At 35.3% G+C, this 25,275-nt stretch carries 23 protein-coding genes and 1 pseudogene; 17 read left to right on the plus strand and 7 right to left on the minus strand.

What is annotated here, in order from left to right; genetic code table 11:
• The first annotated feature begins 1 nt into the window (after nt 1).
• The 10 genes and pseudogenes from O6P34_RS01535 to O6P34_RS01580 all read left to right on the plus strand — a co-directional run bounded on the left by O6P34_RS01535 (nt 2) and on the right by O6P34_RS01580 (nt 9,947).
• Nucleotides 2-2,317: pseudogene (locus O6P34_RS01535) on the plus strand (ribonucleoside triphosphate reductase).
• On the plus strand, nt 2,301-2,990 hold the full coding sequence (locus O6P34_RS01540; RefSeq protein ID WP_269685576.1) for an anaerobic ribonucleoside-triphosphate reductase activating protein: 690 nt from the start codon (nt 2,301-2,303) through the stop codon (nt 2,988-2,990). Before O6P34_RS01535 ends, O6P34_RS01540 begins: the two are co-directional and overlap by 17 nt.
• A 2-nt stretch (nt 2,991-2,992) precedes the next feature.
• Nucleotides 2,993-4,225, plus strand: coding sequence for a hypothetical protein (locus O6P34_RS01545; protein WP_269685577.1), 1,233 nt, complete (start codon nt 2,993-2,995; stop codon nt 4,223-4,225).
• Between the two features lie 34 nt (nt 4,226-4,259).
• Entirely contained in the window at nt 4,260-4,694 is a 435-nt protein-coding gene (locus O6P34_RS01550; RefSeq protein ID WP_269685578.1) for an RrF2 family transcriptional regulator, read from the plus strand.
• A gap of 412 nt (nt 4,695-5,106) precedes the next feature.
• Nucleotides 5,107-5,961, plus strand: coding sequence for a L,D-transpeptidase (locus tag O6P34_RS01555; protein ID WP_269685579.1), 855 nt, complete (start codon nt 5,107-5,109; stop codon nt 5,959-5,961).
• Between the two features lie 48 nt (nt 5,962-6,009).
• Nucleotides 6,010-6,183 (plus strand): hypothetical protein, encoded by a 174-nt coding sequence (locus O6P34_RS01560; RefSeq protein ID WP_269685580.1) that lies wholly within the window; start codon nt 6,010-6,012, stop codon nt 6,181-6,183.
• A gap of 130 nt (nt 6,184-6,313) precedes the next feature.
• Nucleotides 6,314-6,646: a hypothetical protein gene (locus O6P34_RS01565; RefSeq protein ID WP_269685581.1), complete on the plus strand. Its 333-nt coding sequence runs from the start codon at nt 6,314-6,316 to the stop codon at nt 6,644-6,646.
• Between the two features lie 348 nt (nt 6,647-6,994).
• On the plus strand, nt 6,995-7,924 hold the full coding sequence (gene nadA, locus O6P34_RS01570; RefSeq protein ID WP_489886163.1) for a quinolinate synthase NadA: 930 nt from the start codon (nt 6,995-6,997) through the stop codon (nt 7,922-7,924).
• Nucleotides 7,924-9,459: an L-aspartate oxidase gene (nadB, locus tag O6P34_RS01575; RefSeq protein ID WP_269685582.1), complete on the plus strand. Its 1,536-nt coding sequence runs from the start codon at nt 7,924-7,926 to the stop codon at nt 9,457-9,459. The genes nadA and nadB overlap by 1 nt, the downstream gene beginning before the upstream one ends.
• Before the next feature lie 68 nt (nt 9,460-9,527).
• Nucleotides 9,528-9,947 carry a DUF4890 domain-containing protein gene (locus tag O6P34_RS01580; protein WP_269685583.1) on the plus strand — a complete coding sequence of 140 codons (420 nt, stop codon included), beginning with the start codon at nt 9,528-9,530 and terminating at the stop codon, nt 9,945-9,947.
• 60 nt (nt 9,948-10,007) lie between these two features.
• Here the strand turns inward: O6P34_RS01580 and hemL are convergent, their stop codons facing one another.
• The 4 genes from hemL to O6P34_RS01600 form a co-directional block, all read right to left on the minus strand.
• Entirely contained in the window at nt 10,008-11,294 is a 1,287-nt protein-coding gene (hemL, locus tag O6P34_RS01585; protein WP_269685584.1) for a glutamate-1-semialdehyde 2,1-aminomutase, read from the minus strand.
• A gap of 65 nt (nt 11,295-11,359) precedes the next feature.
• Nucleotides 11,360-12,232 carry a glucosaminidase domain-containing protein gene (locus tag O6P34_RS01590; protein WP_269685585.1) on the minus strand — a complete coding sequence of 291 codons (873 nt, stop codon included), beginning with the start codon at nt 12,230-12,232 and terminating at the stop codon, nt 11,360-11,362.
• The gene (locus O6P34_RS01595) at nt 12,225-13,124 is read right to left on the minus strand and encodes a 1-aminocyclopropane-1-carboxylate deaminase/D-cysteine desulfhydrase (protein ID WP_269685586.1); all 900 of its coding nucleotides are present in this window, start codon (nt 13,122-13,124) and stop codon (nt 12,225-12,227) included. Before O6P34_RS01595 ends, O6P34_RS01590 begins: the two co-directional genes overlap by 8 nt.
• Before the next feature lie 5 nt (nt 13,125-13,129).
• A complete protein-coding gene (locus tag O6P34_RS01600) occupies nt 13,130-13,465 on the minus strand; it encodes a hypothetical protein (protein ID WP_269685587.1) in 336 nt (111 codons plus the stop codon).
• 115 nt (nt 13,466-13,580) lie between these two features.
• On the opposite strand from O6P34_RS01600, the gene O6P34_RS01605 reads away from it, so the two are divergent.
• From O6P34_RS01605 to O6P34_RS01635, 7 genes are all read left to right on the plus strand, one after another.
• The gene (locus tag O6P34_RS01605) at nt 13,581-13,757 is read left to right on the plus strand and encodes a C1orf53 family protein (protein ID WP_269685588.1); all 177 of its coding nucleotides are present in this window, start codon (nt 13,581-13,583) and stop codon (nt 13,755-13,757) included.
• A gap of 67 nt (nt 13,758-13,824) precedes the next feature.
• Nucleotides 13,825-15,801, plus strand: a complete 1,977-nt coding sequence (gene hutU, locus O6P34_RS01610; RefSeq protein ID WP_269685589.1) for a urocanate hydratase — start codon at nt 13,825-13,827, stop codon at nt 15,799-15,801.
• A 42-nt stretch (nt 15,802-15,843) separates the two neighbouring features.
• Nucleotides 15,844-16,380 carry a DUF4136 domain-containing protein gene (locus O6P34_RS01615; RefSeq protein WP_269685590.1) on the plus strand — a complete coding sequence of 179 codons (537 nt, stop codon included), beginning with the start codon at nt 15,844-15,846 and terminating at the stop codon, nt 16,378-16,380.
• Between the two features lie 60 nt (nt 16,381-16,440).
• Nucleotides 16,441-16,827: a group III truncated hemoglobin gene (locus O6P34_RS01620; protein WP_269685591.1), complete on the plus strand. Its 387-nt coding sequence runs from the start codon at nt 16,441-16,443 to the stop codon at nt 16,825-16,827.
• A 78-nt stretch (nt 16,828-16,905) separates the two neighbouring features.
• Nucleotides 16,906-18,039, plus strand: coding sequence for an esterase-like activity of phytase family protein (locus O6P34_RS01625; RefSeq protein WP_269685592.1), 1,134 nt, complete (start codon nt 16,906-16,908; stop codon nt 18,037-18,039).
• A 56-nt stretch (nt 18,040-18,095) separates the two neighbouring features.
• Nucleotides 18,096-18,875, plus strand: a complete 780-nt coding sequence (gene budA, locus O6P34_RS01630; protein WP_269685593.1) for an acetolactate decarboxylase — start codon at nt 18,096-18,098, stop codon at nt 18,873-18,875.
• A 69-nt stretch (nt 18,876-18,944) separates the two neighbouring features.
• On the plus strand, nt 18,945-20,690 hold the full coding sequence (locus O6P34_RS01635) for an aromatic amino acid hydroxylase (protein ID WP_269685594.1): 1,746 nt from the start codon (nt 18,945-18,947) through the stop codon (nt 20,688-20,690).
• Between the two features lie 66 nt (nt 20,691-20,756).
• Here O6P34_RS01635 and O6P34_RS01640 read toward each other — a convergent pair whose 3' ends face one another.
• From O6P34_RS01640 to alaS, 3 genes are all read right to left on the minus strand, one after another.
• The gene (locus O6P34_RS01640) at nt 20,757-21,377 is read right to left on the minus strand and encodes a DUF4230 domain-containing protein (RefSeq protein WP_269685595.1); all 621 of its coding nucleotides are present in this window, start codon (nt 21,375-21,377) and stop codon (nt 20,757-20,759) included.
• Nucleotides 21,378-21,379: 2 nt separating this feature from the next.
• On the minus strand, nt 21,380-22,330 hold the full coding sequence (locus O6P34_RS01645; RefSeq protein ID WP_269685596.1) for a GSCFA domain-containing protein: 951 nt from the start codon (nt 22,328-22,330) through the stop codon (nt 21,380-21,382).
• Between the two features lie 140 nt (nt 22,331-22,470).
• Nucleotides 22,471-25,107: an alanine--tRNA ligase gene (gene alaS, locus O6P34_RS01650; RefSeq protein ID WP_269685597.1), complete on the minus strand. Its 2,637-nt coding sequence runs from the start codon at nt 25,105-25,107 to the stop codon at nt 22,471-22,473.
• Between the last annotated feature and the right edge of the window lie 168 nt (nt 25,108-25,275).

A 25,275-nucleotide genomic window follows, 5' to 3' on the forward strand; every position in this document is an offset into this window, starting at 1 on the left:
TATGGAAAAATATGTTATCAAAAGAAACGGGGAATACAAACCTTTTGAACCTTTTAAAATAAAAGATGCTATTGAAAAAAGCTTCTTAAGTGTTTCCATAGCAATTGATGAATCTGTTTTTGAAAATATTATTACCGACTTACAGACCAAAGAAACTTGGGCTGTAGAAGAAATTCAGGATTTAATTGAGAAAAATCTTTTTGAAAAACAGTATTTTGAAGTCATGCGTTCTTTTATGCTGTTTCGACATACCCGTAAATTACAACGCGAGCATATTCATGGTTTAAATGAAGACACCACTTATGTTGACAGCACACAAACTATCGAAGAGTATATAGAACAAACGGATTGGCGCATCAATGCCAATGCGAATACCTCGTACTCTAATGCCGGATTAGTCAACAATGTTGCCGGAAAAATAATTGCCAATTATTGGTTGGATAAAGTCTATACTAAAGAAGAAGGTTACGCGCACCGCAATGGAGACATTCACATTCACGATTTAGATTGTTTGACAGGATATTGTGCGGGCTGGAGTTTGCGTGTTTTACTCAACGAAGGATTTAACGGCATCCGCGGACGTGTAGAAAGCAAAGCACCCTCTCATTTTAGAGAAGCTTTGGGACAAATGGCAAATTTTCTCGGAATTTTACAAAGCGAATGGGCCGGAGCACAAGCCTTCAGTTCTTTCGATACGTATTTAGCTCCATATGTTTTCAAGGATGATTTATCTTTTGATGATGTGTTGAAAGCCGTTAGAAGTTTCGTTTATAATCTAAATGTTCCTGCACGCTGGGGACAATCTCCTTTCACGAATATCACATTAGACTGGGTGGTTCCGGAAGATTTAAAAACTCAGATTCCAACGAAAAACGACCTACATTTTTTCGAAAATAATTTTCAATATGATCTTTTACTAAGAGCGCAAGAACGCGGGGTTTCTAAACTGACCGATTTGCGTTACGAACATTTTCAAAAAGAGATGAACCTCATCAACAAAGCCTATTATACTGTAATGACCGAAGGCGATGCTAATGGACAACCGTTTACGTTCCCAATTCCAACGGTGAATATTACCGAAGAATTTGACTGGGACGGAGAAAATACCGACTTGCTTTTTGAAAATACGGCTAAAATTGGTTCTTCTTATTTCCAAAATTTCATCGGAAGTCAATATGTATTAGATGAAAACGGCAATAAAGAAGAAAATCCAAATGCTTATAAACCCAATGCGGTGCGTAGTATGTGCTGTCGTTTACAACTGGATTTACGGGAATTATTAAAACGCGGAAACGGACTTTTTGGTAGTGCCGAAATGACGGGAAGCATTGGTGTAGTAACCATTAATATGGCACGTTTGGGATATTTATTCAAAGGAAATAAAACCGAATTATTCGCGCAATTAGACAAATTATTATACATTTCTAAATCAACTTTAGAGAAAAAACGGGTGTTTATTCAGGAAATGTATGACCGAGGTTTGTATCCGTACACCAAACGCTATTTGCAACATTTTAGAAACCACTTTTCTACTATTGGTGTAAACGGAATGAACGAAATGATTGTGAATTTTACCGAAAATAAGGATGTAATTACCTCTAATTCCGGAATCGAATTTGCCTCCGAAATTCTGGATCATATTCGCAACCGAATGAAAGAATTTCAAGAAGCCACTGGAAATTTATACAATCTTGAAGCCACTCCTGCCGAAGGAACTACATACCGTTTTGCCAAAGAAGATAAAAAACGCTTTGCAGATATCATTCAGGCTGGACAAGAAGAAAATATTTATTACACAAATAGCTCCCAAATTCCGGTGGACCACACAGAAGATCCTTTTGAAGCCTTATATCTACAAGACGAATTGCAATGTAAATATACCGGAGGAACAGTTTTACACTTATACATGAGCGAAAAAATCAGCTCTCCCGAAGCCTGCAAACAATTTGTTAAGAAAGTAATATCGAATTTTAAATTACCTTACATCACTGTTACACCAGTATTTAGCGTATGCCCCGTTCACGGTTATCTAAATGGAGAACACGAATATTGTCCAAAATGTGATGATGCTATTATTGAAGAAAATCAAAAAAGTTTAAAGTTGAGCAACTAAACTTTAAATAATAAACTATAAACCTTAAAACTATAAAATATGAAAGTAACCACAAACCCAATTCTAGAACAGAAACAACATTTAAGAACTAAATGTTTGGTTTACACCCGCGTGATGGGCTATCACAGACCTGTAGAGAGTTTCAATATTGGAAAAAAAGGAGAACACAGACAACGCACCCACTTCAATGAAGGAAAATGTTAGTACTCCCATTTACAGCATAACACCTTTTACTTTATTAGATTATGCGCATAAATCAGCCTGCATTCTTTGGTTTGCAGGCTGTAATATGCGTTGTTTATATTGCTACAATCCCGAAATCGTGTTGGGAAAAGGAACTATTTCTTTCGAAAAAGTACTTGCTTTTCTTCAAACCCGAAAAAACTTATTGGATGCAGTCGTTTTTAGCGGTGGCGAATGCTTGCTTCATAAAAACATTCAGGAACTGATTGCTACAGTAAAAAAAATGGGATTCTTAGTCAAAATTGATACTAACGGTTCCAAACCAAAAATTTTGCAAGAGCTGATTGACCAACACTTGATTGATTACGTAGCTTTAGATTTTAAAGCACTACCGGCACATTTCAAAAAAATAACAGAATCGAAGCTTTTTCAACCTTTTGAGAAATCCTTACATTTACTGCTCGAAAGCCAAGTTCCTTTTGAAGTTCGTACCACAGTTCATTCTGATTTAATCAATGAAAATGATGCCCGCCTGATGATTGACTATTTAGAAACCAAGCAGTACATTGGGGATTATTACTTTCAATATTTTATGAATGGTGTTAAAACAATAGGTAAATTAGGATATTCTAGCCGAGTATTGGAACGAGAAACACTTTCGACATCAAAAATTAAAGTTCATTTTAGAGGGTAATTATGAAAAAGAGCTGGTTATTGATTTGTTTTATTAATTTTTTCATTGCTGCTCTCATGGGACTTTTGCTCCGTTTGATGTATGTAGCTCCGGTCGAAAGAATTAATTTTCAATTCTTATTGCATGGTCATTCTCATGTAGCGATGTTGGGTTGGGTGTATTTGATGTTATACTGCTTTATTTTTCATTTTTTTATTCCCAAAGAAGCGCAACAAAAACCCATTTACAACCGATTATTTTGGATTACTGAATTTGCGGTAGTCGGCATGATGATTCGGTTTCCGATGGAAGGATACGCTTTATTTTCGATTGCTTTTTCAACCTTACACATTTTTTGCAGTTACTGTTTCTGTTGGTTAGTTTGGAAGGATTCCAAGCCCGCTTCCGTTCCCGAAAAACAGTTGTTGCAAACCGCTTTATTGTTTATGATTCTATCCACAATAGGCGTTTGGTGTTTAGGTCCTGTTGTAGGATTGTTGGGCAAAGCGAGTCCTTTTTATCAAATTGCGATTCAATTCTTCTTGCATTTTCAATTTAACGGTTGGTTTTTAATTGCCATTTTAGCTTTGTTTTTTCATCAGATAAAAGCTGAAATCAATGCAAACCAGTTTCGTTTATTTTACTTTTTACTCGTTACCGCAACGATTTTAACCTTGGCTTTGCCAGTAAGCTGGTATGTGTCAAATCCCATTTTTTATTGGATAAACAGTTTAGGCGTTATACTGCAACTGTTATCTTTTTTAGTATTTATAAAACTTATTCGCCCTCATTTCTCTTCCTTCTTTATTCGTTTAAAAAAAATGGAGAAAACCGTTTATGGTTTTGCAATAGGATCATTGACCATAAAAGTCGGAATACAATTAGTCGTTTTACTACCCGGATTGGGTCAAATTTCACATCAAATCCGGAATTTTGTAATTGGTTACATTCATTTATGCATGTTGGGCATTATTACAGGTTTTTTATTGGGGTTTGCATTGCAAAATACTTTTGTAAACAGCAAAAACATTTTAGTGAGCTGGGGATTAAAAGTATTTTTATTTGGATTTATTGTAACAGAATTCCTTTTATTTCTTCAAGGAATCTATCTGTTTTTGAACCAAGGAGCATTACCGCTGTATCAGCAATACCTATTTTTGGCGAGTATAGGCTTGCCACTTGGGCTTTTGCTTATGGCAATTGGGATTAATGGTAAACAGTCCCATTTTTCTGACGAAATAATTACCATAGAATGAAACTAATTTCAATAATTTTGTAAAAAAAACAACTATGTTTTCTAAAACTTGTGAATACGGAATCCGAGCCACTATTTTTATAGCCTCCCAATCTTATCAAAACAACAGAGTAGGTCTGAAAGATATTGCGAAAAAGATAGATTCCCCAGAGGCTTTCACCGCCAAAATTCTGCAAATACTCTCTAAAAATAATATTATTCATTCCATCAAAGGAGTGGGCGGCGGTTTTGATATTCCCAAAGAAACCATGAGCCAAATTACCCTTTCCCAAATTGTAACTGCTCTTGAAGGCGACAACGTTTTTACCGGTTGTGGCTTAGGTTTACATCATTGCTCCGAGGAACACCCTTGCCCGATGCATGAAAAGTTTAAGGCGATTCGAAATGAATTAGCCAGCATGCTCGAAACGACTAATCTGGAGGAATTGGCCATAGGAATTAAATCTGGAGATACTTTTTTAAGGTACTGATACAAATCTTATATTTTAAAAAAAAATTGGAATTGGCACAAGTGAAACACTCTCATTAACATTGTAGTATTTTTTAAATTTTTATTGCAAAATTTCTACTGTTGGTAATGCATTGTATTTCAAAGTGCCTCAAAAACAATTGAACACTATTTTTCTAAAATCAACTAATTTACCATTTTGGTATTAGAAGCATTATTCGATGTAATCGTTGATCGTGTGTTCCGGTTGATAACCCCAATCCTAATTGCGAAAAACTTTGAATGATTAGACTCTTACAAATTATTCCTTTGGTAGATGCGTTTGGCATATCTCCTATTTACTACCATTAAACAGTAAATCCAATAACTTATTTAGATAATTATATAAATTTTAGCCAATTAAAAAGTAGAATTTTACAATCTAAATATTGGTTATGAAAAAATCACTCCTTGCTTTATCTTGTCTGCTAATAGTCCTTGTAAGTGCTTGCAAACAAAAAGAAGAAAAAACAGTCCTTAAAACTAAAAAAGTTGTAGTCCGACAAATTCCAAAAACCATTACCTATCAGTTAGCTGATGCGAAACAATGGCTGGCTGCAAATAAGGCTGACAGTACAAAACTTAATATTGCTTTTGCAGTAAACAGAACAGACAAAACTAATTTTGCTGAAATGGATTCTGTAGTGATACCAAAGGTTATGAGCGGAGATATTGCCGCTTACCTCCCGTTTCCTCTTGAAGTTCCTTACTTGAAAGAGGTAAATAAAATTATTTTATTCTCGTACCCAACACAAACTTTTGCTACATATGAAAACGGAGAATTAATCTATACTGGTCCAACCAATATGGGTAGAAAAAAAGATCCTACACCAACAGGACTTTTTTATACCAACTGGAAGGCTGAACAAACTACGAGCACATTTAATGATGAGTGGGATTTACGCTGGAATTTTAATATTGCTAATAAAATGGGAATTGGCTGGCATCAATACAGTTTACCCGGTTATCCCGCCTCCCATTCCTGCTTGAGATTGCAAGAGAAAGATGCCCGTTATCTTTATGAATGGGCAGATCAATGGGTTTTATCTGATTCCGACAGTGTAAAAGTGAAAGGCACGCCTGTACTAGTTTTTGGTTCATATGATTTTGATGCTCCTAAACCGTGGTTGCAGTTAGTTCGTAGTCCGCACGCATTAGACATTTCCAAAAATGAAATCGAAAAACAAATGACACCTTACTTAAATGCGGTTCTTGCACAACAAAAAATCAGACAAAACAGTGTGAAATAATACATCGATAGAAACCGTATCTTTACTAACTATTTAAAAATAAAGACCATGGAAATCAATTGGATATTATTAGGAATCATAGCTGTGTTTGTGATTATTTTGATTCTCTTTATCATTAGAGTCAATCAAAAAGATAAAAAAAAGTACACCAACTTTTTAAATAATGATTTCAAAAAAGAACCCGAAGAAGAGGTAGATTCAAATCACGATAACACCTATTAATTTTACATCTAGAGCATCATATTTTGTATGTCTTTACTTTAGACATCAATAAAAATTGTCCGAAATAATTAAACGACACTTTCCTCCTGATTAGTATTTTTATTATATTTATAAAAAATACAATCAAAGAATGATTCAACATACCCTCATCTTTAGCGCCCCAAAAATTGAAATCCCTTCGACTAAAATAATAGATTTTGTAAAAGATTTGATTAGTGCTAATTTAACCAACATTGAATATTTTGGAACGAAACAAATCAACAACTTAGATTGTTTTAATGAAGAAATGCAAAGTAAAACAGACACTTCAACCTTTATTATTTTTCATTTTGATGATGAAGAAATAGCTTATAAAACTCATAATGAGGGTGCTGTATTTAATATTATTTTCAAAAAATTGAATTTTGGAAAAATAGGACAAGTTCTGGTTAGTGAAACCTCTATTGAGATTTCCGTTCACTAAAAACCAAAAAAAATCTTAGGATTCATTATCTTACAAATTGGACTATACACCAAACAAAAACAAGATATTGACAAAACCAACTTTACACGATTTGGTGTACCATTTAATATTCAAAATAAAAGAATTAAAGCAAGCTCCGTCAAGCGCTAAGAGCATCAGTTAAGTCTGACAAACAAGAATACTATTGGTTTATATTACCTATTTTACAAGATATTTAACAAAATATGTTTTTATATGCTAAAAACAACATGCGCTTAAGTGCTTAGTTTTAACTATTTTTGTGGTCATAAAAAGTGGGGCGGTACAACAAATTCAGTTGCCCGTACTAAAAAAATTAAAAACAAGAGAATGAAAAGTCTTAAAGAACGTATATTGGAATTGAAGAAAGAGAAAAATGCGGTTATTCTAGCCCATTATTATCAAGAAGCCGATATTCAGGATATTGCTGATTATGTGGGTGACAGTCTAGGATTATCACAAGAAGCAATGAAAGTGGATGCCGATATTATCCTTTTTGCAGGTGTACATTTTATGGCCGAAACAGCCAAGATTTTAAACCCTTCAAAAAAAGTAATTCTTCCGGATTTAAAAGCCGGTTGCTCACTTGCAGAATCGTGTCCTCCAGATTTATTCAAAAAATTCACAGACGCACATCCAGACCATATTGTAATCACTTATGTGAACTGTTCTGCCGAAATTAAAGCCTTGAGCGATATTGTTTGTACCTCATCGAATGCTTTGAAAATCGTAGAATCAATCCCGAAAGAAACACCGATTATCTTTGCACCCGATAAGAATTTAGGAAAATACATCATCAGTAAAACAGGTCGTGACATGTTACTTTGGGACGGTTCTTGTGTAGTTCATGAAGCTTTTTCATTAGATAAATTGATAGCCTTACACAAAGAACATCCGGATGCAAAAATCATTGCTCATCCTGAATCTGAAACTCATATTTTACAAACTGCAGCCTATATTGGCTCAACTGCAGGAATGATTGATTATGTCAAAACAAATCCTAATCATAAGTTTATTGTAGCTACCGAAGCAGGAATTCTACATAAAATGCAACAAGAAGTGCCTGATAAAATATTGATTCCGGCACCGGCAAAAGAAAATAATACTTGTGCTTGCAGCGAATGTGGCTACATGAAAATGAACACATTACAAAAAGTTTACAATTGCCTGCTCAACGAAACTCCCGAAATTGATGTTCCGGAAGACATCCGAAAAAGAGCTTTACTTCCTATAGAACGCATGCTAGAATTATCTAAATAATGGTAGTAACAAATTATTTAATCATAGGTTCCGGAGTTGCCGGATTGACTTTTGCTATAAAAATTGCAGACCGATTTCCCGACAAAAAAGTAACCATTGTCACTAAAGCGAACGCAGACGAATCTAACACTAAATATGCGCAAGGCGGTATTGCCATTGTCACTGATAAAGATGAGGATTCGTACCAAAAACATATTGAAGACACACTAATTTGTGGCGATGGTTTGTGTGATGAAGCCGTAGTAAAAATGGTAATTACCGAAGGTCCGAAACGATTAAAAGAACTCATAGAATGGGGCGCTAAATTTGACAAAAATGCTGAAGGAAATTTAGATTTAGGCAAAGAAGGCGGTCATTCTGAGAACAGAGTCGTTCACCATAAAGACCAAACGGGTTCTGAAATTGAACGTGCCATTTTAATGCAAGTCTATCAAAAAGAAAATATTACTGTTTTAGACCATCACTTTGCCATTGACTTAATTACCGAAAATAACTGTTGTTTTGGCGCATTGGTTTTAGACGAAAAAACAAAAAAAACAACGACCTATCAATCCGAAATTACCTTATTGGCTACCGGAGGAATTGGTCATCTTTACGGTCACACCACCAATCCAATAATTGCTACAGGTGACGGAATTGCAATGGCAAATCGCGCTAAAGCAGCCATTAAGGAAATGGAATTCATTCAGTTTCACCCTACTGCTTTATATGATGCTTCCACGGGTTCAAAATTTTTAATTTCAGAAGCGGTTCGAGGTTTTGGAGCATATTTACGTACCAAAAAAGGCCATCGGTTCATGCTTGATTATGATGAAAGAGGTGAACTTGCTTCGAGAGATATTGTATCGCAATGCATCGATTTAGAACTAAAAAAATCAGGAGATGATTGCGTATATTTAGATTGTACTCATTTAGATTTACAGGCTTTTATAAAGCATTTCCCAATGATTTATAAGTATTGTAAAAAAACCGGAATTGATATTGCCAAAGATTGGATTCCTGTCGTTCCCGCTCAGCATTACCTTTGTGGCGGAATTGTAGTCGATAAAAACGGAAAAACTTCTATCGAAAATTTATTTGCTTGTGGCGAATGTTCCCGCACGGGTTTGCACGGCGCCAATCGCTTAGCATCCAATTCCTTGTTAGAAGCATTAGTTTATTCTAATACTATTTATGAATATTTAGCCGATGATACTTTAAAAATCAGCAAACCAAAAAACAATATTACCGATTGGAAATCCGTTGAAAAACCGGAAATAAATTCAGAATATTTGACCGAAATGAAATCGAAATTACAACTTTTGATGCGTCAAAATGCTGGAATTGTTCGAAATGATTCGGATTTGCTCAAGGCAAAAAAACAACTGCTGCTTTGGCAAACCGAAATGGAAGAACTAGAAAAAACCCATTCCATCAGCGTCGCTTTTTACGAGTTACTCAATATGATTGCAATTGCGCTTTTAATAGTACAACAGTCGCTTGACAGACAAGAGAATCGTGGTGGTTTTGTAAAATTGCAATCGGATAAAGTATAAACTTTTGTTAACACTTAAACCTTTGATACTTAATGCTGTCTTATTTCTATAACTTAAAAACAATAGAAATGAAAAAATTATTTATTGCCGCATTATTAATCGTTGGAATGACCAGCTTTGCCCAAGACAGAAAAGAAAGACCTGGAAGAGAAGCCATGGAGAATTTAACTCCGGATCAACGAAATCAACTAATGTTAAAAAAGATGACATTAGAGTTAGACCTGACTGCAAAACAACAAGAACAGATGAGTAAAGTCATTGCGGAACAAACTGCCAAAAGAGAAGCGATGAAAGCCAGTCGAAAAGCAGCTACGGAAAAACCGACCAGTGACGAACGTTTTGCAATGAAAAACAAAATGTTAGACGAACAAATTGCAATGAAAGCTAAAATGAAAGGTATTTTATCTCCGGAACAATTCATAAAATGGGAAGCCATGAAAGAAAAACACCAAGGAGACAGAGGTGATCGAAAAGGACCAAGAAAATAATTTAAAACAAAAAACTTCCGGCGAAAACCGGAAGTTTTTTGTTTTTAAAAGCTTTTATAATTAAAAAGTTTTAGACACTTTATTTACCGCTTGAATGGTAAAATCTAAATCTTCATACGTAAGCGCATCCGTAATAAACCAAGTTTCATATGCTGATGGCGCAATATAAATTCCTTCCTGCAATAAGCCGTGAAAGAACTTCTTAAAAGTTTCATTGTCTCCTTTGGCAGCACTTTGAAAATCAACTACAGGATTTGCATCAAAATGTACGGAAATCATAGACCCTATTCTATTGATTGTAAAAACTACATTATTTGCTTTCAAAACCCTTTCGATTCCGGCACCCAAATAGGCTGTTTTTTCTTCTAATCTTTTAAAAATTTCGCGATCAGTATCTAAAGCCTGCAACATTGATAATCCTGCAGCCATAGCTAACGGATTTCCTGACAATGTTCCTGCTTGATAAACCGGTCCGAGTGGAGCCAGATAATTCATTATTTCGGCACGGGCGGCAAAAGCACCAACCGGCAAACCACCTCCAATTACTTTTCCGAAAGTTACAATATCAGCCGTAATGTTGAATAATTCCTGAACACCGCCACGAGCAAGACGGAAGCCAGTCATTACCTCGTCAAAAATTAAAAGAATTCCATTATCAGTACACATTTGGCGTAGCCCTTCTAAAAACCCTTTATTAGGCGGAATACAACCCATATTTCCGGCTACTGGCTCAACAATTATGGCAGCAATTTCGTTTTTATTCGCTTCAATCAAAGCTGCAACATTATCTAAATCATTGTATTTGGCCAGCAAAGTATCTTTTGCAGTTCCTTCGGTTACACCAGGACTATTTGGTGTTCCAAAAGTAATTGCACCACTACCCGCTTGGATCAAAAATGAATCCGAATGGCCATGATAACAACCCGCAAATTTGATTATTTTATCTCTTTTTGTAAATCCACGAGCCAATCGTACGGCACTCATACAGGCTTCGGTTCCTGAGTTTACAAATCTGATTTTATCAATATTCGGCACCATAGAAACGGCCAAAGCTGCAATTTGAGTTTCTAATGCTGTAGGCATTCCGAAAGAAGTTCCCAATTTTGCTTTTTCGATTACTGCTTGTACAACTGGTTCATATGCATGACCCAGAATCATTGGTCCCCAAGAATTAATATAATCTATCAAACGGTTTCCGTCTTCATCATACAAATAAGCTCCTTTTGCACTTTTAACAAAAATTGGAGTTCCACCTACTGCTTTAAAGGCGCGAACTGGCGAATTTACACCTCCAGGAATTACTTTTTCTGCTTCAGCAAATAGCTGACTACTTCTTTGATACATCATTTTTTTATGATTCTGATTTATGATTTTATAATCGACTACACTCTTTTCAGACTGTCCTTTTTTTTTTACTTCACTATTAATTTTTGACCAATCGAAATAGAAAAGTCCGCAAGATTGTTTTTTTGTTTTAAATCTTCAACTAACACATTGAATTTTTTAGAAATAGAATACAACGTATCTCCTTTTTTAACTTCATAGGAATCAACATCTATAACTTCCTTTTTAGCTGGCGGTCTTATAGTTTGGTTTTCATTTATAACATATTCCTTGCCCAAAACCTGATTGTCATATTGGTACAAGTTATAGCGTTCTATATAACTGATTAATTTTTCAGGATATCTCGGATCGGTTGCATAACCTGCTGCGCGAAGTCCTTTGGCCCAAGCCTTATAATCATCTTTTGGCAATTCAAATAATACTGCATATCGGCTTCTGCCAGATAGAAAAACCGCATGATCTTTAAAGGATTCCGATGGGTCATTATACTTTCGAAAACATTCCTGCTCAGCATCATCGTCTTGTTTTACACTGTCACCAGTCCATTCTTTATGGCATTTTATCCCAAAATGATTATTTGCATTCACTGCCAAACGTCCTCTTCCCGCTCCAGATTCTAAAATTCCTTGAGCCAAAATAATACTTGCCGGAATACCATAATTTTTCATGTTACTCATGGCAACACCCTTAAATTGAAAAATATAATCATTAACTAAATCACTTGTCACAACGGTTTTTGAAGTAGATTCTATTGTTTCGACAACTGAATTGTTTTGCTCTTTTTTTGAAAATTTAGAAGAAGAACTTGACTTTTTGGGTGTTTTAACAGCTACTTTTTTCGAAGAATGAGCCGTCGTTTTTTTGGTTACAATAACCGGTTTCGAGGCATTACAACTGGCCAAAATGATGAGTATAAAAACTAGCAGGATTTTTTTAATCATAAATATTGATTATTGGTAATTTTTTATTTTTTAATTTGATATTCATTCCTTTAACCCCTTGAATTCCGCCGGTATGAATGAGTAAAATTTTTGAATTTTTCGGAAAATAATTTCTTTTAATCAAATCTATAACGCCAAAAACCATCTTTCCAGTATAAATGGGATCCAATGGAATTTTAGTTGTCGCATAAAACTGATTTATAAAATCAATTAATTCAGGACTAATTTTTCCGTAACCGCCAAAATGATAATCGGTGATTAGCTCCCAGTTCGTATTGATGCGCACAAAATTACGAATTTCCTCTTTTAAAAAATCACCTTTTAAGGACGGAAATCCTAAAACTTTCTGATGTGGCAAGATACTGTTTATAATCCCCGAAATAGTTCCGCCGGTTCCTAGAGAACAACACACAAAATCGAACACAGCATCATCGTCGGTTAGAATTTCTTCACATCCTTTTACCGCTAATTCATTTGTACCTCCTTCGGGAACCAGATAAAATTGCCCGAATTTTTGTTTTAAATCAGCAATAAACGAAGGTTCATTTTTTAATCGATAGGATTCTCTGGAGACAAATTCGAATTCCATTCCACATTCTTGAGCAAAAAGTAATGTAGGATTTTCAATAATTTTCCCCCGCAATTCATCGCCTCGAATAATCCCGATGGTTTTAAATCCCTGCTCTTTTCCGGCATATGCCACAGCTGCAATATGATTTGAAAATGCGCCGCCAAAAGTCAGTAGCGTTTCTTGCTTTTCGGATTTTGCCTGAAGCAAATTATACTTTAGCTTTCTGAACTTATTTCCCGAAATAAAAGGATGAATCAAATCTTCCCGTTTGATGGTAAGCTTGATTGCGTTAGGAAATTCTATAGAAATGGATTGGTTCAAAATTATTATTTTATATTCAAATAGTTTAAAAATCTAAAAAAAGGTCTCTTCTTCAAATACGATAAATCCGTTTCGTTTGAATAGGCTTCACGTTCAAAACTGATATTTCTATAGGCTAAATTAGCATTTTTAAAGTGTAACAATAGCACGAAATATTCTAAAAAATACCAAATAAAAAAAGGAAGAATCAACATTTCTAATTGCTGACGCAAATGTATTTTTTCATGATTCACAAAAACTGGATTTCCTTTATCCGATTGGTATTTTACGAATACAAAAGGATAAGCAGCCCAACCACGATATCCGTTCGGAATTAAATATTTAGCAACTATAAGAAACATTCACTATAAAATTTATAAATTTGTAAAGAGATAACAGCTTAATTTAGAGAAAAACACAATACTAAAGAGTAGCAAAATCTTCATAACAAACTTAAATTAGAATACCATCAGCTATATGATTGAGCAAAGTAATGAAAATAAATCGTTCGAAGAAGAAGATTTTTATTATACCCCCGAAGGCTACAAGTGCTTCACCGAAAAATACCATCTGAAACGAGGCTATTGTTGCAAAAGTGGTTGTCGCCATTGTCCGTATGGATACGATAAAAAAACAGGTGAAATAAAAAAGTAATACAAGTAAATTTCAAGTTTCAGGCAGCAATTCTCAACTATTTTCAATCCTTTAATTTTAAATTAAAATGACTTTCCAAGAACAAATACAGCAAGGAATCCCAACTATTTTACCGCTGCCAAAACCATTTGATACAGAAATTAATCATGCCCCAAAGCGAAAAGAAATTCTTTCTTCAGAGGAAAAAAAATTAGCTTTGCGCAATGCCTTACGTTATTTTAAACCGCAATATCATCCGGAATTACTACCTGAATTTCGATCAGAACTAGAAACATACGGGCGTATTTATATGTACCGTTTTCGTCCGGATTATAAAATATATGCCAGAGCTATTTCTGAATATCCCGGAAAATCTGAACAAGCCAAAGCAATCATGTTGATGATTCAAAATAATTTGGATACTGCTGTAGCACAACATCCGCATGAATTAATTACGTATGGCGGCAACGGAGCAGTTTTTCAGAACTGGGCACAATATCTTTTGACCCTGCAATACTTATCCGAAATGACCGATGAGCAAACCCTCACCATGTATTCCGGACATCCTATGGGATTATTCCCTTCTCACAAAGAAGCTCCTCGGGTGGTTGTAACCAACGGAATGGTAATTCCTAATTATTCGAAACCCGATGATTGGGAAAAAATGAATGCACTTGGTGTTTCACAATACGGTCAAATGACTGCCGGAAGCTACATGTACATTGGTCCGCAAGGTATTGTTCACGGAACTACAATTACCGTTTTGAATGGTTTCCGAAAAATAAAACGCAGCCCAACAGGAGGATTATTTGTCACTTCGGGATTAGGAGGCATGAGTGGCGCACAACCAAAAGCCGGAAATATTGCGGGTTGCATCACTGTTTGTGCCGAAGTCAATCCAAAAATTACCCATATTCGGCACAGTCAAGGCTGGATAAATGAAGTTATTGAAAACCTTGATGAATTAGTAGAAAGAGTTACTTTGGCGAAAGCCAATCAAGAAATTGTTTCTATCGGATATTTAGGAAATGTAGTGGATGTTTGGGAACGCTTCTATCAAGAAAATCTTTATATTGATTTGGGTTCCGACCAAACTTCGTTGCATAATCCTTGGGCCGGTGGATATTATCCGGTTGGAATCACTTTTGAAGAAGCCAATGAAATGATGGCTTCAAATCCACAATTATTCAAAGAGAAAGTACAGGAAACCTTACGCCGTCATACTGCCGCAATAAACAAACATACCGCCAAAGGAACCTATTTTTTCGATTACGGAAATGCTTTTTTACTGGAAGCTTCACGAGCCGGCGCAGACATTATGGCCGAAAACCATATTGATTTCAGGTATCCGAGTTATGTACAGGACATTATGGGGCCCATGTGTTTTGATTACGGTTTTGGTCCATTCCGATGGGTTTGTGCTTCTGGAAAACCAGAAGATTTAGCCAAAACAGACACAATTGCCTGTCAAGTTCTTGAAGAAATGACAAAAACGGCACCAAGCGAAATTCAGCAACAAATGCAGGATAACATCAAATGGATAAAAGGCGCTCAAGAAAACAAATTAGTAGTAGGTTCTCAAGCCCGAATCCTTTATGCAGATGCAGAAGGACGTGTAAAAATTGCCGAAGCTTTTAATCAGGCTATAGCCAAAGGTCAAATAGGAACCGTGATTTTAGGTCGGGATCACCATGATGTTTCCGGCACTGATTCTCCATACAGAGAAACTTCAAATATTTATGACGGTTCCCGCTTTACTGCCGATATGGCTATACAAAACGTCATTGGAGATAGTTTCCGTGGCGCCACTTGGGTATCCATTCACAATGGCGGTGGCGTGGGCTGGGGAGAGGTAATTAACGGCGGTTTTGGTATGGTTCTTGATGGTTCAAAAGAAGCTTCAAAGCGTTTAGCATCAATGCTTTTCTGGGATGTCAACAACGGAATTTCCAGAAGAAGTTGGGCTCGAAATGATGGAGCAATTTTTGCCATAAAAAGAGCCATGGAATCAGAACCTTTATTGAAAGTGACCCTTCCAAACAGCGTTAATGAACAGTTATTGTAGCACAAACTATTTATACCTTAACCTTTTAAAAAAGATTGAAACATGAAAACAACTAAACTATTGCCCTTATTGCTTCTTTTTATTGTAGCATCTTGTAGTTCTGTAAGTGTCAACTCAGACTATGACAAAAATGTAGATTTTTCGTCTTATAAAACATATGCTTTTTTTAAAGCTGGAATCGATAAAGTAGAAATTTCTGACTTAGACAAAAGAAGAATTCTACGTGCCATTGATGAACAGATGGCAGCCAAAGGTTTTACAAAAAGTGAGAATCCTGATTTATTAATCAATATTTTTACTAAATCACGCGAACAAGTCAACGTAAATCAATTTAATGCCGGTTGGGGTTACGGATGGGGATTTGGATGGAATCCTTACATGATGGGCGGTAGCCAAACTAATGTTTCCACATCTACCGAAGGAACTTTATACATTGATTTTATTGATGCAAAAAAGAAAGAAATGATTTGGCAGGGAGAAGGAAACGGAACTTTGACTAAAAACACAACGAAAAAAGATGAACGTATTACAGAATTTGTGGGTAAAATATTAGCGCAATATCCACCTGTTAAAAAATAATTTTAACCCATTTTCAAACAGAATCGCCTACCTTTGTGTAGGCTTTTTTTATTCCCAATTATGACCCCAACAAAAGATATTACAGACTTAGAAGACATCAAATTATTAGTAAATACTTTTTATGCCAAAGTGCAAAAAGACGAATTTATCGGACCCATTTTTAATGAGAAAATAGGCAATCGCTGGCCAGAACATTTAGAAAAAATGTATCGCTTTTGGCAAACTATTTTACTCGAAGTACACAGTTATTCCGGAAGTCCGTTTCCGCCGCACAAACAATTGCCCGTTGCAAAAGAACATTTTCAACGCTGGATGGAAATTTTCACCGAAACGACAAATAGTTTCTTTAAAGGTCCATTAGCTGAAGAAGCTAAACTCCGAGCGCAAAACATGGCCGAAATGTTCAATTATAAAATTGAGTATTTCAGAAATGCCGAAAAAAACTAAAACTTTTCAAATCATAAATATCTTTAATTGCTAACTAAAATACATTAATTGCATTTGAATCGTTTTAACCAAAATAGTATGCGTAAATTTTTGTTACTTGTTGTTTTACAAATAGTTTTTCTTTCATGTTCGAATTTAAAACAAACCAACGAAAACCAACGAATTCCCAGTTTGAAACTAATCAGTTCTTTAGAAATTCCTTACGACGAACTTTTTCAAAATACAAAAATTGGTGGTTTATCCGGAATTGATTATAACGCAAAACAAGATCTTTATTATTTAATAAGCGACGATAGATCGGTATTTAACGATTCGAGATTTTATACAGCAAAAATTCATTTGGTCGAAAATAAATTAAAAAGTATCGATTTTCAAACCGTTACCACTTTAAAAAACGAAACAGGAAAAGAGTATGGCAATTGGAATACAAGTCCAAACACGTCTACAGATCCAGAAGACATTCGATTTAATCCTAAAAATAATTCCTTGATTTGGAGCAGTGAAGGTGCTCGTGTACTTAGCGCAGATAAATTAGTTTTGCAAAATCCCGCAATAAATTTCATGGACTTGAATGGTGTTTTTTTGAATACCGTAACCGTTCCTGAAAATTTAAAAATGCAGAAACAAGGGGCTGGCCCGAGAAATAATGGGACTTTAGAAGGAATTACTTTCGACAAAAAATACAAAACCATTTACACCAATATTGAAGAACCTCTAATTGAAGACGATAATTCCGCCACAACTGAAAAAGGTGGATTGGTACGATTTTACAAATTCAATGAAAAAACAAAAAAGAATACTGCACAATACGCCTACTCATTAGAGCCAATTGCTCATGAAGCGAATCCAAAAAATGCTTTTGCCGTTAACGGAATTTCGGCGATTCAATATTACAAGAAAAATCAACTGCTGGTGGTGGAACGCTCTTATTCTACCGGTACACAAGCCTGTACCATAAAAATATTCCTCTGTAACTTGAAGAAAGCGACTAATATTAAAAAATATGCTTCATTAAAAAATAAACAATTTAAAATTGCCTCCAAAAAACTGGTGCTCAACATGGATGATTTGGGAATTTTTATTGATAATATCGAAGGACTTACTTTTGGACCAAAACTCAGTAATGGAAACCAATCCTTACTTTTTGTTTCTGACAATAATTTTTCAGACAAACAAAAAACACAACTATTAGTATTTGAGTTGGTGAATTAGAAACTGAAATTTGCATTACTTTTGCTTTATGCAAAAAACTAACACCAGCAATTAAAATGCAATATCATCTTAAAATAATTAGTTCGCTATGCTTGTTTTTACTGCTTAATTCCTGTAAAACACAATCCGATAAAAACACAAAAGTATATCAATACGCAACCATAAACGCCTTAATGGAAAGCGCATACGATGGGGAATTAAAAATGAAAATACTTCAAAAAAAAGGTTCTTTTGGCATTGGAACTTTTAATGAATTAGACGGCGAAATGATTGGTTTAAACAACCATTTTTATCAAATAAAATCAGATGGAAAAGTATATCCTGTGAGCAGGAACCAGCTAACTCCTTTTGCAGTTGTCACTGATTTTGCGTCTGACAAAGAATATACTTCTTCTAAAAATTTACAGCTAAAAAACCTCTACTCCCTTTTGGACAGCTTAACGCCAAATAAAAATCTGTATTTCGCTTATAAAATTAAAGCACAATTCAACACGATTAAAACCAGAAGTGTTTCTAAACAAATCAAACCGTATCCGTTGATGGTTGACGCTGTCAAAAAACAATCTGTTTTTGAATTGAAAAATGTAAAAGGAACTTTAGTGGGGTTTCGTTTTCCGGAATATATGAAAGGACTTAATGTTACGGGATATCATTTTCATTTTATTGCAGATGATAAAATATCGGGAGGCCATGTTTTGGATTTATCAGGTACTGATTTTAAAATTGCTGTAGACTCAATTTCAGATTTTGAACTTAAAATTCCTAACAATCCGGAGTTCAACAAGCTCAATTTAACCAAGACAAAATTAGAAGATTTAGAGAAAGTAGAGAAATAATTTTAGACAAAAGACTAAAAACAGCTTTCTAAAATTGTACTTTTACAGTAAATCTACAACGATTTCGTTATGAACACAACCATAGAAAGTAATCCTTTATTAGACCGTTTGCCCAAGCATTTAAAACAGTTTATAAAACCCCAAGATTATAGCGATTACACTCCTATAAATCAAGCGGTTTGGCGGTATGTGATGCGCAAAAATGTCAATTATCTTTCGAAAGTAGCACACAGTTCTTACTTGGATGGACTTAAAAAAACAGGTATAGAAATCGACCACATTCCCAGTATGTATGGCATGAACCGTATTCTTTCCGAAATAGGCTGGGCAGCTGTTGCTGTTGACGGATTTATTCCTCCAAATGCATTCATGGAATTTCAGGCGTATAATGTACTCGTTATTGCTTCGGATATTCGACAATTAGAACACATCGAATATACGCCAGCTCCAGATATTATTCACGAAGGTGCCGGTCACGCTCCAATTATTGCCAATCCGGAATATGCAGAATATTTGCGTCGTTTTGGAGAAATTGGTTGCAAAGCCATTTCATCGGGTAAAGATTATGAAATGTATGAAGCAATCCGGTTACTTTCTATCTTAAAAGAAGCAGAAGACACGCCACAACATGAGATTGATAGTGCCGAAAAAGCCGTAGCCGATTTGCAAAATAACATGGGCGAATTGTCCGAAATGGCACAAATCAGAAACCTACATTGGTGGACTGTAGAATATGGCCTGATTGGAACTGTAGAAAATCCTAAAATTTACGGCGCCGGTTTACTTTCTTCTATTGGCGAAAGCGCTTGGTGCATGACCGAAAATGTGAAGAAACTACCGTATGATATTTCGGTAGCGAATCAGAGCTTTGACATTACAAAACCACAGCCACAATTATATGTAACGCCTGATTTTGCTTATTTAAGTTTAGTTTTAGAAGAATTTGCCAATAAAATGGCGCTTCGCACAGGAGGTTTATCCGGCATACAAAAACTGATTCATTCTAATGCTTTAGGAACAATCGAATTGAGTACAGGATTACAAATTTCAGGTATTTTTACTGCTGTGATTGAGCAAGAAGGAAAGCCAATTCACATACAGACTTCGGGAAAAACAGCTTTGTCTTACCGAGAAAAAGAATTAGTAGGTCATGGCACAAACAAACATTCCGAAGGTTTTGGCAGTCCGATAGGAAAACTAAAAGGAATCAATCTCGCCATCGAAGACATGAGTCCACGAGATTTGAGAGCTTATGCCATTTATGAAAGTGAAAGTGTTATCATGGAATTTGAAGGCGATATTACTGTAAAAGGAGAAATCATAACCGGCTCCAGAAACCTTCACGGAGAAATTATTTTGATTAGTCTTAAAAACTGCACCGTAACTCATGGAGAAAACATACTATTCCGGCCAGAATGGGGAAATTATGATATGGCGGTAGGCAAAAAAGTAGTTTCAGCGTTCTCGGGTCCGGCAGATGTAAACAGTTTTGATTTGATTTCACATGTGCCTTCCAGCAAAACCATTAAAGCAAAACATACTGCAGAACGGGATGATTTAGAGCTATTGTATCACAGTGTTCGAAAAATAAGAGAAACTAAAGATACCACAACGTCATTAGAACCAATTTTCAAAGATTTAAAGGAAAATCATCCTAACGATTGGTTATTGGCAGTTGAAATTACCGAAGTCTTGAAAGACAGAAACGAACCACAATTATTAGACGAAATTCTACTTTATCTTGAACAATTAAAAGAAACCAGACCCGAAGTCGCACATTTAATTACTGGAGGTTTGGGCTTGATTTTTTGGTAAAAATTAGCGAAATTTTATCTTGGAATTCTGTATTTAAAATGGAGAATTCCGGGATGAAATTTTAAATTATAATTTTATATTCTGATTAAAATCTTTTTCGCTTTCAATTACTTTGCCTTCATATTGTAATTTCCAACCCATAGTATTAGTCAAAATCAATATTTTAGATAACTCACTGATTAAACGATTTTGAGCATTCGATTTTAAGGAAGATTTTTCTATTTTCTTTGCCAGATTCGCTTTAACCGATTTGTTTATTTTGTTGTAGTCATCTCCCGTAAACGGATTGAGTTTGCTTTGTTCTACATCATAAAACTGAATATCGGGACTGATTTTAATTTCTTCTTTTGGAATACTTAATATTGTAATCGTTTTGTTTTTCTCGTCGATATCATATTTCATTTGATGCAAATCATACGACACAGTCACATCAGCATTGACAACAATTAATGCTTTTTTCTCGAAAGAAAGAATATCCATCAGGTATTTTTGCTGATTCTTATACGTTACTACTTCGGAGAAATGGCCTTCGGTAACCACTAATTTTCCCACATTAACAATTTGCTGCTGAATAAGATTCGTATTGTAATTTAAATCCGAATCCTCTTCTTTTTTGAAATCACAATATTTAAATGCTAAGACGACCGCTATTATTACTCCAACAAAAACTAAAATCCTTTTTTGCATAATTAAAATTTCATAAATGAATACTGAAACTGTAAGTTAGTCATTTTTTGTTTCAATTTGGATTCAAATTTGAAGTGACTTTCAGAATTTGGATTAAATGGTTTATGCGACAAACTTTTCTGAATACTGTCGACCTGCTCCATAACCGGGAAATCGCTTTCTGCAATCGTACTTTCCTTGAATTTAGACCAAATGTAATCAATGGCTACTGCACTTGGATGCAACATATCCTCGGCATAAAATCGATAATCGCGAAGTTCGTCCATCATGATTTCGTAGCTGGAAAAATAATTAACAGCGGGTAATTGAGGCTTAATGGCATCATGAATTGCTGTAATTAAATGAGATTTACTTCTTTGATTTTCGACAAAACCATCTTTGAGATGACGAACTGGTGAAACAGTAAAAATAAAATTACAATCCGGATTAATTTTTTGGATTAAATCAATGGTATTTTTAATAGAATTCCCAATTGTTTCCACCGACAAAATTTCTTTTTGAAATTGATTTTGTGGCAATTTATGGCAATTGGCAACGATAGTGTTACTTTCAAAATTGCGATATACCCAAGATGTTCCAAAAGTGATAATAACATGAGAAGCCTGGAATAGTTGGATTAATGAACGTTTTAAAATAACGTTCAAATTTTCAAGAAATTCTTCTTTATTTGCATTGCTCAAATCAGAATGAACCTCAAAACAATGCCAGCGTTCATTATGAAAAAAAATATCTTTTTCCGTAAAAAAAACTTGATTCACAATACGATAAATCAGTTTTTCAATCGAAACAGGATTAAAAATAATTCCGAAAGGATTTACCGAATTCTGAAATTTATAATACTCGAATTTCTCCGCCATATTAACCGCAAAACAAGAGCCCAAAGAAACAATTTTAGAATTGTAATCTATAGGATTTAAATTTTGGGGAATAGGAATTTGAGTTCTAAAATTCATCTTTATTTTTTGCTAATATTAAAAAAATCTCGCAAAGTCACAGCGTCACAAAGCTACAGTTAATGGATATTATAAAAATTCACACAAACACTTTGCATCTTCTGAGTCTTTGCGAGACTACTATTTAAGAGCTTCGCTATCTATTTTAAAAAGTCGACGGCTTTAGTCAAAGCTTCCTGAATTCCTTCAGCGTTTTTACCTCCGGCAGTAGCAAAGAACGGCTGTCCTCCTCCTCCACCTTGAATATATTTTCCTAATTCGCGAACAACTTGACCGGCATTCAATCCTTTTTCGGCAACTAATTCTTTAGAAATATAACACGTTAACATTGGTTTTCCTTCTTCGGCTGTAGCCAAAACTAAAAACAAGTTATTCCCTAAATTACCTAACTCATAAGCTAAATCTTTTGCTCCTTCCGGATTTAAATCGACTTGTTTGGCTAAGAATTGCACGCCGTTTATTTCCTGAATTTCAGCAATTAAACTCGCTTTCAAATTTTTGACTTTATCTTTTACCAAAGCTTCTATTTGTTTCGCCAATTTGGTATTTTCTTCTTGCATCGAATGAACGGCTTTCAGAATATCCTGAGGATTTTTCAAGGCTAATTTTACTTCATTCAATGTGTTTTCATACGAAGCAAAATGTGCTTTTACGGCATCACTTGTAATCGCTTCGATACGACGAATTCCTGCAGCAACCGCTCCTTCTGAAACGATTTTGAAATGCCAGATTTCAGCTGTATTTTTCACGTGAATTCCACCGCATAATTCCATGCTTTCGCCAAATTTAATCGCGCGAACCTCATCGCCATATTTCTCTCCAAAAAGCGCCATTGCTCCTTCTTGAACTGCTTGCGCAAAAGGAATATTTCTTCTTTCAATAAGTGGTAATTGCTCTTGAATTCTTGCATTTACAAAATCTTCCACTTGTTGCAATTCGGTTTCCGTCATTTTAGCAAAATGTGAAAAGTCAAAACGCAAATAGTTTGGATTTACTAACGAACCTTTTTGTTCTACGTGAGTTCCAAGAATACTTCTCAATGCTTGGTGCATCAAGTGCGTAGCCGAGTGATTTCTGGAAGATAAACTTCTCAAATCCTGATTCACTTTAGCCACAAAACCAGCGTTAACATTCTCTGGTAATTGTTTTGCAAAATGCAAAATCAGGTTATTTTCTTTTTTAGTATCGATGATTTCAATAGTTTCATTTGCAGAAACCAACGTTCCTTTATCACCAACTTGACCTCCACCTTCTGGATAGAATGGCGTGTTATCTAAAACGATTTGGTATAAAATCCCATCTTTTTTACTGTCCACTTTACGGATGCGAGTGATTTTCACGTCACTTTCAGTTTGATCGTAGCCTACGAATGTTTCTACATTTCCGGGAATCAACACAGACCAATCTTCGGTAGAAACTTCTGATGCAGCACGGGAACGCGCTTTTTGATCTTGCATTGCAGCGTTAAAACCAGCTTCGTCCAATTCGAATCCTTTTTCTCTCAGGATTAAAGCTGTTAAGTCAATTGGAAATCCGAAAGTATCATACAATTCAAATGCTTTTGCTCCTGAAACGGTTGAACCTTTGGTTTCGGCAACTACATTTTCTAATAATTGCAATCCTTGGTCTAATGTTCTCAAAAAAGAGGATTCTTCTTCACGAATTACATTCGTAACCAATTGCTGTTGCGATTTGATTTCCGGGAAAAATTCACCCATTTGATTCGCCAAAACAGCAACCAATTGATTGATGAAAGGTTCTTTGATATTCAAGAACGTAAATCCGTAACGAATGGCACGACGCAAAATTCTACGAATTACATAACCAGCACCTGTGTTTGAAGGCAATTGTCCGTCGGCAATAGCAAAAGCCACTGCACGAACGTGATCGACCACTACACGAATGGCGATATTAGTTTTGTTTTGCTCTTCGCTGATATTTAAAACTTCGTTTGAAGTATATTTTAATCCTGTAATTTGCTCTACTTTTTCAATAAGTGGCGTAAAAACATCGGTGTCATAATTCGAAGTTTTTCCTTGTAATGCCATACACAAACGTTCGAAACCCATTCCGGTATCCACGTGTTGCGCTGGTAATTTTTCTAAAGAACCATCGGCTTTACGGTTGAACTCCATGAATACATTGTTCCAAATTTCCACTACTTGCGGATGGTCATTGTTTACTAAACTTTTTCCTGAAACTAAAGCTTTTTCTTCTTCTGGGCGTAAATCAACGTGAATTTCTGAACAAGGTCCACAAGGCCCTTGGTCTCCCATTTCCCAGAAATTGTCTTTCTTGTTTCCAAGAATGATTCGGTCTTCGTCAATCAATTCCTTCCAAATATCCCAAGCTTCTTGATCAAAAGGTACGTTTTCATCCGGATTTCCTTCGAAAACGGAAACGTATAAATTTTCCTTTGGAATTTTATAGACTTCTGTCAAAAGTTGCCAAGCCCAGTTGATGGCTTCTTTTTTGAAATAATCACCAAAAGACCAGTTTCCAAGCATTTCAAACATGGTGTGGTGGTAGGTATCAAAACCTACATCTTCCAGATCATTATGTTTTCCTGAAACACGAAGACATTTTTGCGTATCGGCAATTCTATTGCTTTTTGGTGTGGCATTCCCTAGAAAATATTCTTTGAATTGGGCCATTCCTGAGTTGTTGAACATCAGTGTTGGATCATCTTTAAGAACTATGGGCGCCGATGGAACGATTAAATGTCCATTTGATGCGAAAAAATCCAGAAATTGTTTACGTACGTCTTGTGATTTCATTTTTATTGTTTGTTCGGTTATTGGTTAATTTGGTTAATCGGCTGCATCGCATAAACGAATAACCAAATTAACGAATTAACATTTTTTTGCCCCAGATAAAAGTGAAAAGCTTCGAGATTTATAAATTTATTTTTTCTTGAGGTGGCAGAGCGACCGGAGGAAGCTCCT

Source organism: Flavobacterium lacustre (genome assembly GCF_027474525.2).
Lineage (GTDB): Bacteria > Bacteroidota > Bacteroidia > Flavobacteriales > Flavobacteriaceae > Flavobacterium > Flavobacterium lacustre.

Bases quoted from the DNA above. Each gene is read 5' to 3' on its own strand.
- hutU (WP_269685589.1), top strand. From the start codon at position 13,825: ATGACTTTCCAAGAACAAATACAGCAAGGAATCCCAACTATTTTACCG.
- O6P34_RS01605 (WP_269685588.1), top strand. From the start codon at position 13,581: ATGATTGAGCAAAGTAATGAAAATAAATCGTTCGAAGAAGAAGATTTT.
- O6P34_RS01565 (WP_269685581.1), top strand. From the start codon at position 6,314: ATGATTCAACATACCCTCATCTTTAGCGCCCCAAAAATTGAAATCCCT.
- O6P34_RS01545 (WP_269685577.1), top strand. From the start codon at position 2,993: ATGAAAAAGAGCTGGTTATTGATTTGTTTTATTAATTTTTTCATTGCT.
- O6P34_RS01645 (WP_269685596.1), bottom strand. From the start codon at position 22,330: ATGAATTTTAGAACTCAAATTCCTATTCCCCAAAATTTAAATCCTATA.
- O6P34_RS01640 (WP_269685595.1), bottom strand. From the start codon at position 21,377: ATGCAAAAAAGGATTTTAGTTTTTGTTGGAGTAATAATAGCGGTCGTC.
- nadA (WP_489886163.1), top strand. From the start codon at position 6,995: ATGAAAAGTCTTAAAGAACGTATATTGGAATTGAAGAAAGAGAAAAAT.
- O6P34_RS01555 (WP_269685579.1), top strand. From the start codon at position 5,107: ATGAAAAAATCACTCCTTGCTTTATCTTGTCTGCTAATAGTCCTTGTA.
- O6P34_RS01590 (WP_269685585.1), bottom strand. From the start codon at position 12,232: ATGATTAAAAAAATCCTGCTAGTTTTTATACTCATCATTTTGGCCAGT.
- hemL (WP_269685584.1), bottom strand. From the start codon at position 11,294: ATGATGTATCAAAGAAGTAGTCAGCTATTTGCTGAAGCAGAAAAAGTA.
- O6P34_RS01560 (WP_269685580.1), top strand. From the start codon at position 6,010: ATGGAAATCAATTGGATATTATTAGGAATCATAGCTGTGTTTGTGATT.
- alaS (WP_269685597.1), bottom strand. From the start codon at position 25,107: ATGAAATCACAAGACGTACGTAAACAATTTCTGGATTTTTTCGCATCA.
- O6P34_RS01615 (WP_269685590.1), top strand. From the start codon at position 15,844: ATGAAAACAACTAAACTATTGCCCTTATTGCTTCTTTTTATTGTAGCA.
- O6P34_RS01580 (WP_269685583.1), top strand. From the start codon at position 9,528: ATGAAAAAATTATTTATTGCCGCATTATTAATCGTTGGAATGACCAGC.
- O6P34_RS01540 (WP_269685576.1), top strand. From the start codon at position 2,301: ATGAAGGAAAATGTTAGTACTCCCATTTACAGCATAACACCTTTTACT.
- O6P34_RS01550 (WP_269685578.1), top strand. From the start codon at position 4,260: ATGTTTTCTAAAACTTGTGAATACGGAATCCGAGCCACTATTTTTATA.
- O6P34_RS01625 (WP_269685592.1), top strand. From the start codon at position 16,906: ATGCGTAAATTTTTGTTACTTGTTGTTTTACAAATAGTTTTTCTTTCA.
- budA (WP_269685593.1), top strand. From the start codon at position 18,096: ATGCAATATCATCTTAAAATAATTAGTTCGCTATGCTTGTTTTTACTG.
- O6P34_RS01635 (WP_269685594.1), top strand. From the start codon at position 18,945: ATGAACACAACCATAGAAAGTAATCCTTTATTAGACCGTTTGCCCAAG.
- nadB (WP_269685582.1), top strand. From the start codon at position 7,924: ATGGTAGTAACAAATTATTTAATCATAGGTTCCGGAGTTGCCGGATTG.
- O6P34_RS01620 (WP_269685591.1), top strand. From the start codon at position 16,441: ATGACCCCAACAAAAGATATTACAGACTTAGAAGACATCAAATTATTA.
- O6P34_RS01600 (WP_269685587.1), bottom strand. From the start codon at position 13,465: ATGTTTCTTATAGTTGCTAAATATTTAATTCCGAACGGATATCGTGGT.